This window comes from Enterobacter cloacae complex sp. S1, assembly GCF_014930525.1.
GTDB lineage: Bacteria > Pseudomonadota > Gammaproteobacteria > Enterobacterales > Enterobacteriaceae > Enterobacter > Enterobacter hormaechei_C.
Genome location: NZ_JADBRE010000013.1, coordinates 24610 through 40347, shown reverse-complemented (window position 1 = coordinate 40347; position 15738 = coordinate 24610). Strand labels below are relative to the sequence as shown.

General features: G+C 55.8%; 17 protein-coding genes. 7 read left to right on the top strand and 10 right to left on the bottom strand.

Annotated features, from left to right (window positions below; translation table 11 throughout):
• Nucleotides 1-206: 206 nt before the first annotated feature.
• Together IM290_RS10520 and fdhD are read right to left on the bottom strand one after the other, a co-directional pair.
• Nucleotides 207-419, bottom strand: a complete 213-nt coding sequence (locus tag IM290_RS10520) for a DUF1471 domain-containing protein (protein ID WP_003861966.1) — start codon at nucleotides 417-419, stop codon at nucleotides 207-209.
• A 114-nt stretch (nucleotides 420-533) separates the two neighbouring features.
• Complete coding sequence (fdhD, locus tag IM290_RS10515; RefSeq protein ID WP_193041437.1) at nucleotides 534-1370, bottom strand: formate dehydrogenase accessory sulfurtransferase FdhD; 837 nt, start codon at nucleotides 1368-1370, stop codon at nucleotides 534-536.
• 371 nt (nucleotides 1371-1741) lie between these two features.
• Between fdhD and fdnG the strand changes: the two genes are divergently transcribed.
• Genes fdnG through fdhE form a run of 4 tightly spaced genes read left to right on the top strand, consistent with a single transcriptional unit; the run spans nucleotide 1742 to nucleotide 7265 of the window.
• On the top strand, nucleotides 1742-4792 hold the full coding sequence (gene fdnG / locus IM290_RS10510; protein ID WP_193041436.1) for a formate dehydrogenase-N subunit alpha: 3051 nt from the start codon (nucleotides 1742-1744) through the stop codon (nucleotides 4790-4792).
• Between the two features lie 12 nt (nucleotides 4793-4804).
• Nucleotides 4805-5707: a formate dehydrogenase subunit beta gene (gene fdxH, locus IM290_RS10505; RefSeq protein ID WP_014072386.1), complete on the top strand. Its 903-nt coding sequence runs from the start codon at nucleotides 4805-4807 to the stop codon at nucleotides 5705-5707.
• Nucleotides 5704-6339, top strand: coding sequence for a formate dehydrogenase cytochrome b556 subunit (gene fdoI, locus IM290_RS10500; RefSeq protein WP_003861958.1), 636 nt, complete (start codon nucleotides 5704-5706; stop codon nucleotides 6337-6339). The genes fdxH and fdoI overlap by 4 nt, the downstream gene beginning before the upstream one ends.
• A complete protein-coding gene (fdhE, locus tag IM290_RS10495) occupies nucleotides 6336-7265 on the top strand; it encodes a formate dehydrogenase accessory protein FdhE (protein ID WP_193041435.1) in 930 nt (309 codons plus the stop codon). The genes fdoI and fdhE overlap by 4 nt, the downstream gene beginning before the upstream one ends.
• A gap of 39 nt (nucleotides 7266-7304) precedes the next feature.
• Here the strand turns inward: fdhE and IM290_RS10490 are convergent, their stop codons facing one another.
• On the bottom strand, nucleotides 7305-7676 hold the full coding sequence (locus IM290_RS10490) for a type II toxin-antitoxin system VapC family toxin (RefSeq protein ID WP_045327153.1): 372 nt from the start codon (nucleotides 7674-7676) through the stop codon (nucleotides 7305-7307).
• Nucleotides 7677-7678: 2 nt separating this feature from the next.
• The gene (locus IM290_RS10485) at nucleotides 7679-7921 is read right to left on the bottom strand and encodes a ribbon-helix-helix domain-containing protein (protein WP_015569912.1); all 243 of its coding nucleotides are present in this window, start codon (nucleotides 7919-7921) and stop codon (nucleotides 7679-7681) included.
• Between the two features lie 198 nt (nucleotides 7922-8119).
• Between IM290_RS10485 and IM290_RS10480 the strand changes: the two genes are divergently transcribed.
• Complete coding sequence (locus tag IM290_RS10480) at nucleotides 8120-9040, top strand: alpha/beta hydrolase (protein ID WP_193041434.1); 921 nt, start codon at nucleotides 8120-8122, stop codon at nucleotides 9038-9040.
• Nucleotides 9041-9048: 8 nt separating this feature from the next.
• Here the strand turns inward: IM290_RS10480 and fabY are convergent, their stop codons facing one another.
• The 6 genes from fabY to IM290_RS10450 form a co-directional block, all read right to left on the bottom strand.
• Nucleotides 9049-9990 carry a fatty acid biosynthesis protein FabY gene (gene fabY, locus IM290_RS10475; protein WP_015569910.1) on the bottom strand — a complete coding sequence of 314 codons (942 nt, stop codon included), beginning with the start codon at nucleotides 9988-9990 and terminating at the stop codon, nucleotides 9049-9051.
• 44 nt (nucleotides 9991-10034) lie between these two features.
• Complete coding sequence (dtd, locus tag IM290_RS10470; protein ID WP_032668943.1) at nucleotides 10035-10472, bottom strand: D-aminoacyl-tRNA deacylase; 438 nt, start codon at nucleotides 10470-10472, stop codon at nucleotides 10035-10037.
• Nucleotides 10469-11350 (bottom strand): virulence factor BrkB family protein, encoded by an 882-nt coding sequence (locus tag IM290_RS10465; RefSeq protein WP_003861949.1) that lies wholly within the window; start codon nucleotides 11348-11350, stop codon nucleotides 10469-10471. Before IM290_RS10465 ends, dtd begins: the two co-directional genes overlap by 4 nt.
• Nucleotides 11344-11943 (bottom strand): glucose-1-phosphatase, encoded by a 600-nt coding sequence (gene yihX, locus IM290_RS10460; protein ID WP_017694048.1) that lies wholly within the window; start codon nucleotides 11941-11943, stop codon nucleotides 11344-11346. The genes IM290_RS10465 and yihX overlap by 7 nt, the downstream gene beginning before the upstream one ends.
• A gap of 118 nt (nucleotides 11944-12061) precedes the next feature.
• Nucleotides 12062-12862, bottom strand: coding sequence for a DeoR/GlpR family DNA-binding transcription regulator (locus IM290_RS10455; protein ID WP_193041433.1), 801 nt, complete (start codon nucleotides 12860-12862; stop codon nucleotides 12062-12064).
• A gap of 34 nt (nucleotides 12863-12896) precedes the next feature.
• The gene (locus tag IM290_RS10450) at nucleotides 12897-13793 is read right to left on the bottom strand and encodes a sugar kinase (RefSeq protein ID WP_193041432.1); all 897 of its coding nucleotides are present in this window, start codon (nucleotides 13791-13793) and stop codon (nucleotides 12897-12899) included.
• 155 nt (nucleotides 13794-13948) lie between these two features.
• Between IM290_RS10450 and yihU the strand changes: the two genes are divergently transcribed.
• Together yihU and yihT are read left to right on the top strand one after the other, a co-directional pair.
• Nucleotides 13949-14839: a sulfolactaldehyde 3-reductase gene (yihU, locus tag IM290_RS10445; RefSeq protein ID WP_063135440.1), complete on the top strand. Its 891-nt coding sequence runs from the start codon at nucleotides 13949-13951 to the stop codon at nucleotides 14837-14839.
• A gap of 17 nt (nucleotides 14840-14856) precedes the next feature.
• Nucleotides 14857-15732: a sulfofructosephosphate aldolase gene (gene yihT / locus IM290_RS10440; RefSeq protein ID WP_015569905.1), complete on the top strand. Its 876-nt coding sequence runs from the start codon at nucleotides 14857-14859 to the stop codon at nucleotides 15730-15732.
• Nucleotides 15733-15738: the final 6 nt, after the last annotated feature.

Below are 15738 nucleotides of genomic sequence, written 5' to 3'. Positions count from 1 at the left end.
GACCATTTATTTAATATACTTATGGGATTGTTGTTTTTTAAACAAAAGTCACATTAAAAAGCGGATTCTTACTTATTTTATTTAGTTAATAAGGTTTATCCAGGAGGATATGACTGTTTTGGGAGGAGTCAAAAGAAAATTAAGCAGAAGGAAGAAGAATGAAACCTGTCCCTGCTCCGAAAAGCAAGGGACAGCGGCTATATGACTTATTTGTTCAGTTCAGCGGTCATGTGTACGCGGTTACCGGTGAATGCCTGGGTAATTTTGTAGGATGACGCGCCCGCTTCCTGAGCCTGTGCGGCGATTTTAGCTTCTGCACCATCCAGCGTAGAGGCGGATGCAGTCACAGTCTGTGCAGCGAAAGAACCGAAAGAAGTAGCCAGAGCGATTACAGCGACAAAAGTTTTGATGCTTTTCATGAGATAAACCTTTTCGTTAAGTTGTTTAGATAAGGCACCTTGCCTTGATGAGATAAATACTAGCCCTCATCATGAACAACTAAAAGCGGAAGGTTTTGCTATACTCATTCAAAATTACTGATTAACAATTAATCGCTGCGGATGGGTGTAAATTGTCGCCCTGCCCGGCTTGCAGAACCCCACCAGCGTCAGGTTGCAGCGCTCTGCCACTTCGACCGCCAGCGTTGTCGCAGCCGACACCGCAAACAGGATCTCCACGCCGCACATGGCCGCTTTCTGCACCATTTCATAGCTGGCGCGGCTGGAAACGAGCGCGGCCCCTTGCTGCCAGACGGCATCTTCACGCGCGCGACGGCCCAGCAGCTTATCCAGCGCCACATGGCGGCCCACATCTTCATGACCTCCGACGATCTCGCCCGACGGGAGCAACCACGCCGCAGCATGTGTACAGCCGCTCAGCTGACCTATGGGCTGGACATCATTGAGGTGCTCCAGGGCTTTGTCGAGGTTACCGAGGTTGAAGGTCTGGGTAAACGGCAGCGGCGCGAGGGGCTTACCGATATCGTTAAGCTGTTCAACGCCGCACACGCCGCAGCCGGTCCGTCCGGCCAGCGCCCGGCGGCGCTCTTTCAGCCCCATAAAGCGACGACTGGAGAGTTCGATTTGTACTTCAAGGCCATTACAGGCCTGAACCACATCCATACCGTAGATCTCCTGCGGATGCGCAATGATGCCTTCCGAGAGGGAAAAACCTATGGCGAACAGTTCCAGATCTTTCGGCGAAGCCATCATCACCACATGCGAAATCCCGTTGTAAACCAGGGCAACGGGGACCTCTTCCGCCAGAAAATCCGGCGTGGCATGTGAAATGTGAGGCGGTCTGTGTACCGACAGTTCCACAATGCCCGCAGGCAGTGGCGACACGTGGGCAGCACGGTTTTGTTTAGACACAACGGTATTCCTGAACAACCACGGAAGTGAGCCTGCTATTGCAACACAAACGGCAGGCCTTACGCATAGTATGGATCAACTTTTCAGCAACCATTCTCCTACTCAATACGGAGGGGTGCAACCGATCAGCTGCTACACCTCTTTAACATGCACAGGATAAAATGTGATTGATATCACATTTTATAATCAATGCCGTGATAATACGTTCACTTTGTTTTAACCCCGTTAGAACAGGCGTACCGACATTGTGGTATTCTGGGCTTATCCCTCGGAGAAATGAGGGATTAATGCAAATTTTTCTCCTTTGCGGTTAATTCTCAACCGCAAAGTAAAACTACATAGCAATGTCGTAATGAACCAAGGAGTGACCCATGCAGGTCAGCAGAAGGCAGTTCTTTAAGATCTGCGCTGGCGGTATGGCAGGCACCACGGCGGCGGCACTGGGCTTTGCGCCCGGTGTAGCGCTGGCGGAAACACGGCAGTATAAACTGCTGCGCACCCGCGAAACCCGTAACACCTGTACGTACTGCTCCGTCGGCTGTGGGCTGTTAATGTATAGCCTCGGCGACGGTGCGAAAAACGCCAAAGCATCCATTTTCCACATCGAAGGCGATCCGGATCACCCGGTCAACCGTGGTGCGCTGTGTCCGAAAGGGGCCGGTCTGGTAGATTTTATCCACTCCGAAAGCCGCCTGAAGTTTCCTGAGTATCGCGCTCCCGGCTCTGACAAATGGCAGCAAATCAGCTGGGAGGAAGCGTTCGATCGCATCGCTAAGCTGATGAAAGAAGACCGCGATGCCAACTTTATCGCGAAGAATGCCGAAGGCACCACCGTTAACCGCTGGCTCTCCACCGGCATGCTGTGTGCTTCTGCGTCCAGTAACGAAACCGGCTATTTAACCCAGAAATTTACGCGCGCACTCGGTATGCTCGCGGTCGACAACCAGGCGCGTGTCTGACACGGACCAACGGTAGCAAGTCTTGCTCCAACATTTGGTCGCGGTGCGATGACCAACCACTGGGTCGACATCAAAAACGCCAACCTCATTGTGGTGATGGGCGGTAACGCCGCTGAAGCGCACCCTGTCGGGTTCCGCTGGGCGATGGAAGCCAAAATCCACAACGGCGCGAAGCTGATTGTGATCGATCCCCGCTTTACGCGTACAGCGTCAGTGGCGGATTTCTACACCCCTATTCGTTCAGGTACTGACATCACTTTCCTGTCAGGCGTATTGCTGTACCTGATGACCAACGAAAAATATAACCGCGAGTACACTGAAGCCTATACCAACGCCAGCCTAATCGTGCGTGAGGATTACCACTTCGAAGATGGCCTGTTCAGCGGTTATGACGCCGAAAAACGCAAATACGACAAAACCAGCTGGAACTACGAGCTGGACGAAAACGGCTTTGCGAAGCGCGACACCACCCTGCAACACCCCCGCTGCGTGTGGAACCTGCTGAAAGAGCACGTTTCCCGCTACACGCCGGAGGTTGTCGAAAACATCTGTGGGACGCCGAAGGCGGACTTCCTGAAGGTGTGCGAGCTGATTGCGGAAACCAGCGCGAAAGATAAAACCGCGTCGTTCCTGTATGCGCTCGGCTGGACGCAGCACTCCATCGGCGCGCAGAACATCCGCACCATGGCGATGGTTCAGCTGCTCCTCGGCAACATGGGGATGGCAGGCGGCGGTGTGAACGCCCTGCGCGGTCACTCCAACATTCAGGGTCTGACCGACCTCGGCCTGCTGTCTCAGAGCCTGACGGGTTACATGAACCTGCCGAGCGAGAAACAGACCGACCTGCAAACCTACCTGACGGCCAGCACGCCAAAACCGCTGCTCGAAGGCCAGGTGAACTACTGGGGCAACTATCCGAAGTTCTTCGTCTCGCTGATGAAAGCCTTCTACGGCGACAAGGCGACGGCGGAAAACAGCTGGGGCTTTGACTGGCTGCCGAAGTGGGACAAAGGTTACGACGTACTTCAGTACTTCGAAATGATGCACCAGGGCAAGGTGAACGGCTATCTGTGCCAGGGCTTTAACCCGGTGGCGTCGTTCCCGAACAAGAACAAGGTTGTCGAGTCTCTGTCGAAGCTGAAGTTCCTGGTGACGATTGACCCGCTCAATACCGAAACGTCGACGTTCTGGCAGAACCACGGTGAGTCGAACGATGTCGATCCGTCGAAGATTCAGACTGAAGTGTTCCGTCTGCCGTCTACCTGCTTCGCGGAAGAGAACGGATCTATCGTCAACTCCGGCCGCTGGTTGCAGTGGCACTGGAAAGGCGCGGATGCCCCGGGCATCGCCTTGAACGACGGCGAGATCCTGGCCGGTATCTTCTTACGTCTGCGTAAAATGTACGCGGCTGAAGGCGGCGCAACGCCTGAGCCGGTGCTGAACATGACCTGGAACTACTCGACGCCGGAAAACCCTGCGCCGGAAGAAGTGGCGATGGAGAGCAACGGTAAGGCGCTGGCGGACGTTATCGACCCGGCGACCGGTGCGGTGCTGGCGAAGAAAGGCGATCAGCTCAGCACCTTTGCGCACCTGCGCGATGACGGTACGACCTCCAGCGGCTGCTGGATCTTTGCCGGTAGCTGGACGCCGAAAGGCAACCAGATGGCCAACCGCGACAACGCCGACCCGTCGGGCCTCGGCAATACGCTGGGCTGGGCATGGGCATGGCCGCTTAACCGCCGCATCCTCTATAACCGCGCCTCTGCTGACCCGCAGGGTAACCCGTGGGATCCGAAGCGTCAGCTGCTGAAATGGGACGGCGCGAAATGGGGCGGCGTGGATATTCCGGACTACAGCACTGCCGCACCAGGCAGCGATGTCGGGCCGTTTATCATGCAGCCTGAAGGGATGGGCCGTCTGTTTGCTATCGATAAGATGGCGGAAGGGCCATTCCCGGAACACTATGAGCCATTTGAGACGCCGCTGGGTACTAACCCGCTGCACCCGAACGTGGTCTCTAACCCGGCAGCCCGTATCTTCAAGGGCGATTTTGAAGCGCTGGGTAAAAAGGACAAGTTCCCGTATGTCGGCACCACTTACCGTCTGACCGAGCACTTCCACTACTGGACCAAGCACGCGCTGCTGAATGCCATCGCGCAGCCGGAGCAGTTTGTGGAGATCGGCGAGAAGCTGGCGAACAAACTCGGCATTGCCCATGGCGATACCGTGAAGGTCTCCTCTAACCGCGGCTACATCAAAGCCAAGGCGGTGGTGACCAAGCGTATTCGCACGCTGAACGTTCACGGTCAGCAGGTGGATACCATCGGCATCCCAATTCACTGGGGCTATGAGGGCGTGGCGAAGAAAGGGTTCATTGCGAACACCCTGACGCCGTTCGTCGGCGATGCGAACACGCAGACGCCGGAGTTTAAGGCCTTCCTCGTGAACGTGGAAAAGGTGTAACGGAGACGACTTATGGCTTATCAATCTCAAGACATTATCCGTCGTTCCGCGACTAACGGTTTCACGCCCGCGCCTCAGGCGCGGGACCACCAGCAGGAAGTGGCGAAGCTTATCGACGTGACCACCTGTATCGGCTGTAAAGCCTGTCAGGTGGCCTGTTCAGAGTGGAACGACATCCGTGACGAAGTGGGTCACAACGTCGGGGTGTACGACAACCCGGCGGACCTGACCGCCAAGTCCTGGACGGTAATGCGTTTCTCGGAAGTGGAGCAGAACGACAAACTGGAATGGCTTATCCGCAAAGATGGCTGTATGCACTGTGCGGATCCGGGCTGCCTGAAGGCGTGTCCGTCAGAAGGGGCTATCATTCAGTATGCCAACGGCATCGTCGACTTCCAGTCCGAGCAGTGTATTGGCTGCGGCTATTGCATCGCGGGTTGTCCGTTTGACGTGCCGCGCCTGAACCCGGAAGACAACCGCGTCTACAAATGTACGCTGTGCGTTGACCGCGTAAATGTCGGCCAGGAGCCAGCGTGCGTGAAGACCTGTCCAACTGGCGCTATCCACTTTGGCTCCAAAGAGGATATGAAAACGCTGGCGGCAGAGCGCGTGGGCGAGCTGAAAACTCGTGGTTACGATAACGCGGGCCTGTACGATCCGGCCGGGGTTGGCGGTACGCACGTGATGTACGTGCTGCACCACGCCGACAAGCCGAATCTGTACCACGGCCTGCCGGAGAACCCGGAAATCAGCGCCACCGTGAAGTTCTGGAAAGGCATCTGGAAACCGCTGGCAGCGGTCGGTTTTGCTGCCACCTTCGCAGCGAGCATCTTCCACTACGTCGGCGTCGGTCCGAACCGCGCGGAAGAGGAAGACGACAACCTGCATGAAGAGAAAGACGAGGTGCGCAAATGAGAAAACGTGACACCATCGTGCGCTACACCGCGCCGGAACGTATCAACCACTGGGTCACCGCTTTCTGCTTCATGCTGGCGGCGATAAGCGGGCTGGGGTTCTTCTTCCCCTCCTTCAACTGGCTGATGCAGATCATGGGGACACCGCAGCTGGCGCGCATCCTGCACCCGTTTGTGGGCGTCATCATGTTCGCGTCGTTCATCATCATGTTTTTCCGCTACTGGCACCATAACCTAATCAATCGGGATGATATCTTTTGGGCGAAGAATATTCGTAAGATCGTCGTCAACGAGGAAGTGGGTGATACCGGGCGTTATAACTTCGGCCAGAAATGCGTATTCTGGGCGGCGATTATCTTCCTGGTCCTGTTGCTGGTGAGCGGCGTGATCATCTGGCGTCCGTACTTTGCGCCTGCTTTCTCAATCCCGGTGATCCGATTCGCGCTGATGCTGCATTCATTTGCCGCAGTGGCGTTAATTGTGGTTATCATGGTGCATATTTACGCCGCCCTCTGGGTGAAAGGCACCATTACCGCGATGGTGGAAGGCTGGGTCACCAAAACGTGGGCGAAGAAACATCACCCGCGCTGGTACCGAGAAGTCCGCCAGAAACAGGAAAAGTCATCTGAATGAGTATTCGCATAATCCCGCAAGATGAGCTGGGGTCGAGCGAGAAACGTACGGCGGAGTATATTCCGCCGTTGTTATTCCCCAGACTCAAGAACCTCTACAACCGCCGCGCAGAGCGTCTGCGCGAGCTGGCAGAGAACAACCCGCTGGGTGATTTTCTGCGTTTTGCCGCACTGGTCGCCCATGCGCAGGAAGTGGTGCTGTACGACCATCCGCTGCAAATGGACCTGACCGCACGCATCAAAGAAGCCAACGAGCAGGGCAAACCGCCGCTGGATATTCACGTCCTGCCGCGCGACAAGCACTGGCATAAGCTGCTGCATTCCCTGATTGCCGAGCTAAAGCCCGAGATGAGCGGCACGGCGCTGGCGGTCATTGAGAACCTGGAAAAAGCCTCCGATCAGGAACTGGAAGAGATGGCGAGCGCGCTGTTTGCTTCCGACTTCTCAATGGTGAGCAGCGATAAAGCACCGTTCATTTGGGCTGCGCTGTCGCTCTACTGGGCGCAAATGGCGAGCCTGATTCCAGGTAAAGCCCGCGCCGAATACGGCGAAGCGCGCCAGTTCTGCCCGGTGTGTGGTTCAATGCCGGTCTCCAGCATGGTACAGATTGGTACGACGCAGGGGCTGCGCTATCTGCACTGCAACCTGTGTGAAACCGAGTGGCACGTGGTGCGCATCAAGTGCAGCAACTGCGAACAGACCCGCGATCTGAACTACTGGTCGCTGGAAAATGAAGAAGCGGCAGTGAAAGCGGAGAGCTGCGGCGACTGCGGGACCTACCTGAAGATTCTGTATCAGGAAAAAGACCCGAAAGTCGAAGCCGTGGCCGACGATCTCGCCTCGCTGATTCTGGACGCGAAGATGGAGCAGGAGGGCTTTGCCCGCAGCTCGATCAACCCGTTCCTGTTCCCGGGTGAAGGGGAGTAATCTCCTGTGAGAGTGCCGGGCGGCGCGAGCTTGCCCGGCCTACACCTGGTAAGGCGTAAGGACCTCGTCAATACCCGCAAAATCTTTCGTGTTGCGAGAAATCAACGGACATTTTCTGCTCTGCGCTGTGGCCAGAATGATAGCATCAGGCAGTTTCATTCCATGCTTCTCACGTAGTGAAACGCTTCTTTCCGCAATATCCCGAGACACATCAATAATTTCAAAAGCGCCCATAACGGCTGCCGTTTTCGCTTCATGACCATGCCTGCGAGCGCCCACCATTACTTCCATCCAGGTAATTAAGCTGATGGCACGATGCGACGCGGTATGCTCAATCGCATCCGCAGCTTCAACACGGTTGTTGAAGAGATCAATGAGAATATTGGTATCAAACACTGCCATGTGCTCCATGATTACCACTCCTCACGCAGCTTGCGTTCATACTCAAGCCCGTCCTCTTTTCTGTCTCCCCACAGACCAAGCGCATTTCGGATAACAGAAGAACTCTGCTGGTCGAGATACAGCTCTATCGCTTCCCGAAGCAGTTCAGCACGTGGTTGATTTCGCAATTGCTTGAGATTATCCAAACGTTGAATCACGTCATCAGACAAATCGATAAGTATTCTGCCCATATCAAGTTCCGCCAAAACGCTCATATATCACCTTAGTATATCATCTTTGGTTAATTTTCAGGCAAAATACTCTTTATCAATTTAGGGTGAAAGGACGTTTTTTAGGGAATGATCGATTTTGCGAGCCGCTTTCCACAATATGCACCTCTCAACATTTCTCTGTTTTCATCTGCTGTAAACCAGGCTATAAACTGTATAAAAACACAGTAAAAGGACGTAATCATGGCACTGGAAAAGGGTATTGATAAGCTGGTACAGGAGTTTATTGCCGCAGGACGACCTTCCTCGCGAAAGCAGAGTATTGATGACCGGAGAAGCGGATATGTCGCCAGCACAGCGCTAGCCGGGGAAACAGAAACGCGTGTCCAGGTTGAAACGCTTGTTCTTGAGGATATGACCTTTCGGGTATTTTCGCCTTTCAATGCCCCTGAAACGTTATCTTGTACCCTCTACTATCATGGCGGTTGTTTTGTCAGCGGTGGGTTTGAAACCCATGATAATCAGCTTCGCCAACTGGCGTTTTACGGTAACTGCCGGGTCATTGCGGTTCAGTACAGACTCGCACCCGAGCATACTTTCCCCGCTGCGCATGACGATGCAGAGAGAGCGGCAGATCTTGTCTGGCAAAATGCAGAACAATTAGGTGTGGATAAAAACCGGATTACACTTTGTGGAGACAGCGCAGGAGGTCATCTTGCGCTGGTAACGTCATTGCGGCTTAAGGCCAAAGGTCTCTGGGATCCCGAGCAGCTCATTCTTATCTATCCCATGCTCGACGCTACGGCCAGTTTTGAAAGCTATACCCTCAACGGCATGGATTACGTGATTACTCGCGATACCCTTTTGAGCGGCTATGAAATGTATCTGGCTGGAGCCGACCGTCAACATCCTGAAGTCAGCCCACTGTGGCGCAACGACTTTAGCGGTCTGCCAAAGGTCCACATTGTTACCGCTGAGTATGATCCGTTACGCGACGAAGGCGAGGCGCTTTATCAGCGCCTCACGGAGCAAGGCGTGAAGTGTACCGCTCAACGATGGCGGGGTGTAATACACGGCTTCTTCCAGTTGGGTGGAATTAGCCAGTCAGCGCGAGACGTTATGCGAGATATTGCCAGGCGCATTAACCATGCCGGGCGAGAGTGAGAAGGAGACTACTCCTCCTCGTTCCCGCCCTCTTCATACGCGCCATACGGCTTCGCAGGCAGAACGATATAGGTGCCTTCAAACACCGCGCCTGGCGTTTCATCGCCGAACAGCTCCACCTGCATCTGTACGCGTGCTTTACGTCCACGCGCCAGACGGTCGAGATCGCCGCCCAGTGCGCCCAGGTCAGCAACCGCGCTCGGCTTGCCGCTGATCGGGGCGCTGTAGCGGATATGGGCATCGGCCAGAATAATGGTGCCGCCGAGATGACGTTCGCGCAGCATCAGCCAGATCAGTCCCCAGCCGGTGAGCGTGGCGAGTGAAAACAGGCTGCCGGCAAACAGGGTATGGTGCGGGTTCTGGTTGCCGGTTTCCGGCATGGTGGTAATAAATTTTTGCCCGGTGTACTGCTGAATACGCACACCCATTTTTTCACTGAGCGGAATGTGCTGATACCATGCCTGCTGGAGCTGCCCGCACCAGTCGGCGCGATGGAGAATATCGTCCAGCGTGGCGATGGGTTTGATCATCAAAAAGTGACGAATCGGCGTAGTTTGCGGGGCGGTGATTTCCCCCTGATTCACGAAACCAAGCTTGGCAAAGAACTCAACGGCATCTTCGCGGGCGCTACAGGTGACACGCTTGACCCCTTCCTGACGGGCAACGGATTCCAGCGTCATAGCCATCAGCGTTCCAAGGCCTTTGTCCTGCACGGAGGGATGAACGGCCATAAAGCGGATTGAAGCTTCGTTGTCGGCATTGATATACAGTCGCCCAACGGCAACGAGGTTGCCCTCTTCATCAACCACCATCTGGTGGTGCGCCATCGCGTCCCAGGCGTCGCGTTCAGAGCCTTTAGGTTGATGCAGTGGCTTGCGCAGCATTTCCCAGCGGAAATGGTAATAAGCGTCTAATTCTTCTTCCGTTTGCGGTACTCGAAGGTGATACATAGCTGTACTCTCTCTTGTTACCCGCGGCCATGCCGCCAGTTGGCTCATACCTGGAGCCAGAATGTGACGGGGCCATCGTTCACCAGCGAAACCTGCATATCCGCAGCGAATCGTCCGGTTTGTGTATTCATGTCCTGTTGGCGACAGCGCTCAACAAAGTACTCGTAAAGGGCTTCTGCGCGATCCGGTGCCGCGCCCTTCGAAAAACTCGGGCGCATGCCGCGTTCGGTATCCGCGGCCAGCGTAAACTGGGAGACCACCAGCACGCTGCCGCCCGCCTGCTGAACGTTCAGGTTCATCTTGCCTTCCGTATCGCTGAAAATGCGGTAGCCCAGTACGCGCTCACACAAGCGGTTGGCTTTTTGTTCGTCGTCATCCTTTTCGACACCCAGGAGCACCAAAAGTCCTGGGCCAATTTCACCCGTCACCTCATCCGCCACGGTGACGCTGGCACGGGTTACACGCTGAATCAATGCAATCATGGTTGGTCTGCTTCTTGTTGTTTTTCAGCTTCTGCTGCTTTTTTGAGTTCGCGGTAGACCCCGAGAGTGACAGTTATTTCGGCGCCAAGCAAGACGATACACCACGTCCAGTAGACCCAGACAAACAAAATGGGGATCACCGCCAGCACGCCGTAAATCAGCTGATAAGAGGGGAACATGGTGATATAAAGCGCGAATCCTTTCTTGCCCAGCTCAAAGAGCAACGCCGCGACCAGCGCACCCACCACGGCATCCCGGTTGGGTACGCGCGTGGTTGGTACCACGCTGTAGAGCAGCCAGAACGAAAGCCACGATAAAATCAGCGGGAATATACGCAGCACGTTATCGATCACGCTGTTTAAGTCGGTCGCCCAGCGCAGCGAAAGAAGGTAGGAACTGATCGCCAGGCTTGCCCCCGCCAGCAATGGGCCAAGGGTTAAAATCATCCAGTAGACGGCAAAGGAGTAAACCTTCGGGCGGACTTTTTTGCTCCGCCAGATGGTGTTGAGCGCACTGTCGATGGAGTACATCAGCAGCAGCGCGGTAACAATAAGCCCACATGCCCCCACCGCCGTCATCTTGCTGGAGTTAGCGACAAACTGTTCAATGTAGTTCTGGATCACATCGCCGGTGGCAGGAATAAAGTTCGCGAAAACAAAATGGCGAAGCTGCATGCTCACATCGGCAAACATCGGAAACGCCGAAAAAAGCGCAAAAATCACCGCCACCAGCGGCACCAGCGAGAGCAAGGACACGTAAGCGAGATTGCCCGCCAGCGTGGTCATGTTGTCCTCGTCAATGCGATGCCAGAGGAGTTTCAGCCACGCCCTCAGCGGGCGCGTGTGGTGATTGGCTTTTTGATGAACGGTTTTTAGCATAACTGCTTCGCAAAGTAGTTCGGTATCGTCTCTTTTCCGGTCACCAGAATGGAGGTGATACCTAACTGATTAGCCCCTTCTATATTATCGGCGTTGTCGTCAAAAAAGACCGCATCCGCCGCCGTGGATCCTTCTTCCTGCAATACCGCCTGATAGATGCGCGCCTCAGGTTTACGCATCCCCATCTCCTGGGAGAGATACACCTTATCTGCCGCCGCGTGGATTTCCGGGTATTCATCCGGCCAGAAGGTGGTATGCAGGCGGTTGGTATTCGACAGTACGACGACGCGATGCCCCTGCTCGCGCAGCTTGTGCATGATGTCGATCACTTCGGGGCGGATCGCGACAAATATGGCCTGCCAGCCGTGGGAAAACTGCTCGTAGCTTAACGAGAGACCCATTTCCTGACAGAAACGCTCTGCGAACGCTTCATCGCTGATCTCACCGCGCTCGTGCAGATGGAAAGTCTCACCCATCGCGAAATTCTGCTTTAACGTCGCCAGCGGAACACGGCTAAAATCGCTCCATGCGCCCAGCACCCGGTTAAAATCGATATCGACGATTACATTTCCTAAGTCAAAGATATAAAGCATGTTTATCTCCTTTCGCCGTGGAAAAGTAACTGTAGCGGGAAAGAGAAACTTTAGCTATGCGCCAGATTCAGCTTAGAGAAAGGAAAGGCCCGAATCGCAATATCGGGCCATAGGATTTTCAGCCAGCCTGCTGCTCTTCTCCGGAACTGACTTCGACAACCTCAACCTTGCTGGATTTGAGGTGATTTTGCAGCGCCGGGCCGGGCAGCTCATCGGTGAACAGCGCCGTCGCCTGCGCCACGTTGCCGATTTCAACCGCCGCGGAGGCGTGGTATTTCGTATGATCGGCCGCCAGTAAAATGTGACGGGAGTGAGCGATCATGGTTTTCACCACGCTGGCTTCGTTAACGTCAAATTCCATCATCGCGCCGTCGTGCTCTATCGCCCCGACGCTGGTGACCAGGTAATCTGCGCGAAATCCTGACACGAACGCCGTTGCCGCAGGACCGATAATGCCGCCGTTATGCGGGCGCAGCGTACCGCCGGGCACCATCACCTCAAAGCGCGGATTCTTATAAAGAATGTGCGCCACCCGCAGGCTGTTAGTGATGATGCGCAGATGATTATGATTAAGCAGTGCCCGGGCAACGTGCTCCACGGTCGTCCCGATGGTGATAAAAATGGTCGAACCGTCGGGAATATAGTCCGCAATCGCTTCGGCAATCGCCCGTTTCTCTTCGGTAAGCGAGACTTCACGCTGTTCGAACGCCGTGTTGACCACGCTGGATGCCCTGCCCGCGCCGCCGTGATGACGGGTGATCAGCCCTTGCTCGCTGAGCTTGCGGATATCCCGGCGCACGGTTTGCGTGGAGACATCCAGCAGCTGCGCCAGTTCATCAATGTTCATATAGCCGCGATCGGCAATCAGCGTCAGCAGCTGATCGTGACGCGGGTTGCCGGTCAGTTCGGTAAGGCTCATGGGCTGTCCTCTGAAAACCATCACGCCCCGCATTTTATACAAAAAGTGACAAAAAAGAGCGGGTTTGATCACAGTCGGGTATACCCGCGCGCCCGCCGGGCTTTGTACATTTCAGTGCTGCGACGGCGCTGGCAAAACGCACGGCGTCTGCGGCGGGTAATTTCTGCCCCAGGCTGACCGCCAGCGCACCGTGGAACACGTCGCCCGCCCCGGTGGTATCAATGACGTTCACTTCAAAACCAGGCTGATGACATAGCGTGTCGTTTTCCAGCCAGAAACAGCCGTCTCGCCCCTGTGTGACATACACATGTCCATTTGTGAGCGTTTGTGCTTTCTTCAGCGCGTTTTCGGTTTCATCCAGCTGCGTTAACCGCCGCAGTCCTGGCGCGGAGAAGGCCGCGTGGTCGCTTAAGGCAATCAGATCCGCGATGTCCTGCGGGGTGACATCCGCATCCAGCAGCGTCGGTACGCCCTGCTGGCGGGCCAGGGTAAATGCCTGTTTTGCCCCGTCATGCCAGCGCACGTCGGCTAAGACAATGTCCCACTGAGAGAAGTCGATTTCATGCAGCCAGTCTGCCGCCGCAGGGAGATCGGGGCTGGGGTAGTTGGCAATAACGCGCTCTCCGCTTGCGTCCACCAGCACCGCCGATTGCGACGATCGGGCTCCCTTAACTATGCGCGTATAGCGGGTGTTCACCCCCAGGGATTCCAGCTCCGCAAGCAGTCGTCTGCCGGTATCGTCGTCCCCCACCCGGCCAATAAAATCCACTTCCGCGCCCAGTTTCGCGGCTGCCACTGCCGCCGTTGCCGCCGGGCCGCCGCCCACTTCCGTATAGTCTTTTGCGACATATTTCCCACCTTCTTTCGGTAAATCATCGAGATACCAGATGCGATCCAGCACGATAATGCCGACACAAACGATGCGAGTCATGGTGATTCCTTCTGCGATTTCTGATGCCTTCATTTTAATTTCACCAAATGTTTAAAAAGTGACCCGTGTCAATTTTTTGACTATAAATTACAAATACGATCAAAAACAGACACCACAAACGCGCAAAAATTGACACGATGTGACAGGAGAGAGGCATGTCAGCAATCGCATTTATCGGCTTAGGACAGATGGGCGCGCCCATGGCGAAGAATCTGTTGAAACAGGGCCACCAGCTTAACGTTTTTGATGTGAACCCGCAGGCGGTTCAGGCGCTGGTAGAGAGCGGCGCCCGGGCGGCGGGAACGCCAGCGCAGGCCGTAACGGAGGCCGAATTCGTCATTACCATGCTGCCAAACGGCGACCTGGTGCGCAGCGTGCTGTTCGGCGAGCACGGCGTATGCGAAGGGTTATCCCGCGACGCGCTGGTCATTGATATGTCCACCATTCACCCGCTGCAAACCGACGCACTGATCCGCGACATGGCTGAGCAAGGCTTCAGCCTGATGGACGTGCCCGTCGGACGCACCTCTGATCATGCCATCGCCGGTACGCTGCTCCTGCTGGCGGGCGGTACGGCGCAGCAGGTTGAGCGCGCCACCCCCGTTTTAATGGCGATGGGCAATGAAATGATTAACGCCGGCGGGCCGGGAATGGGCATCCGCGTGAAGCTCATCAATAACTACATGAGCATCGCCCTGAACGCCCTGTCGGCAGAGGCGGCCGTGCTGTGCGAAGCGCTCGGCCTCTCCTTTGACGTGGCGCTCAAGGTGATGAGCGGCACGCCGGCGGGTAAAGGCCACTTCACGACATCCTGGCCGAACAAGGTGCTGAAAGGGGATCTTTCACCCGCCTTCATGATCGACCTTGCGCATAAGGATCTGGGGATCGCCCTCGACGTGGCCAACCAGCTCCACGTTCCGATGCCGCTGGGCGCGGCGTCCCGCGAAGTTTACAACCAGGCACGCGCCGCCGGGCGCGGGCGCGAAGACTGGACAGCCATTCTTGAACAGGTTCGCGCATCTGCCGGGCTGAAAAAAACACACTGATACGAAAGGACTGAGGAATGACGATGTACACCCTGAAAGATATCACCCGACCTTCCGGCGGTTTTGCGATGCTGGCCGTGGATCAGCGCGAAGCGATGCGCCTGATGTTTGCTGCCGCAGGCGCGCCGGTGCCGGTAACCGACCAGCACCTGACGGATTTCAAGGTCAATGCGGCGAAAATTCTGTCGCCGTACGCCTCTGCGATCCTCGTCGACCAGCAGTTCTGCTACCGCCAGATTGTCGAGCAGCAGGCCGTGGCCAAAAGCTGCGCAATGATTGTCGCCGCCGACGAGTTTATCCCGGGGAACGGCATTCCGGTCGACAGCGTGGTGATCGACAAGAACGTTGACGCGCAGGCGGTCAAACGCGATGGCGGTAAGGCGCTGAAGCTGCTGGTGCTGTGGCGCAGCGATGAAGATCCGCAGCAGCGCCTGGAAATGGTGAAAGCGTTCAATACGCTGTGCCACGACAACGGGCTGCTGAGCATTATCGAGCCGGTGGTGCGTCCCCCGCGCCGCGGCGCCGCGTTTGACCGCGAGCAGGCGATCATCGATGCGGCCAAAGAGCTGGGCGACAGCGGCGCCGACCTCTACAAAGTGGAAATGCCGCTGTTTGGTAAGGGCACACAGCACGAGCTACTGACGGCCTCGCAGAAGCTGAACGAGAACATCGCCATGCCGTGGGTGATCCTCTCCTCCGGCGTGGACGATAAGTTATTCCCGCGTGCCGTAAGCGTCGCCATGCAGGCGGGGGCATCGGGCTTTTTAGCCGGGCGCGCCGTCTGGTCATCGGTGATTGGCCTGCCGGACACCGAGCTGATGCTGCGTGATATTTCCGTACCAAAACTTCAGCGTCTGGGTGAGATCGTCGACGAAATGATGGCTCGCCGTTGAAAAAGG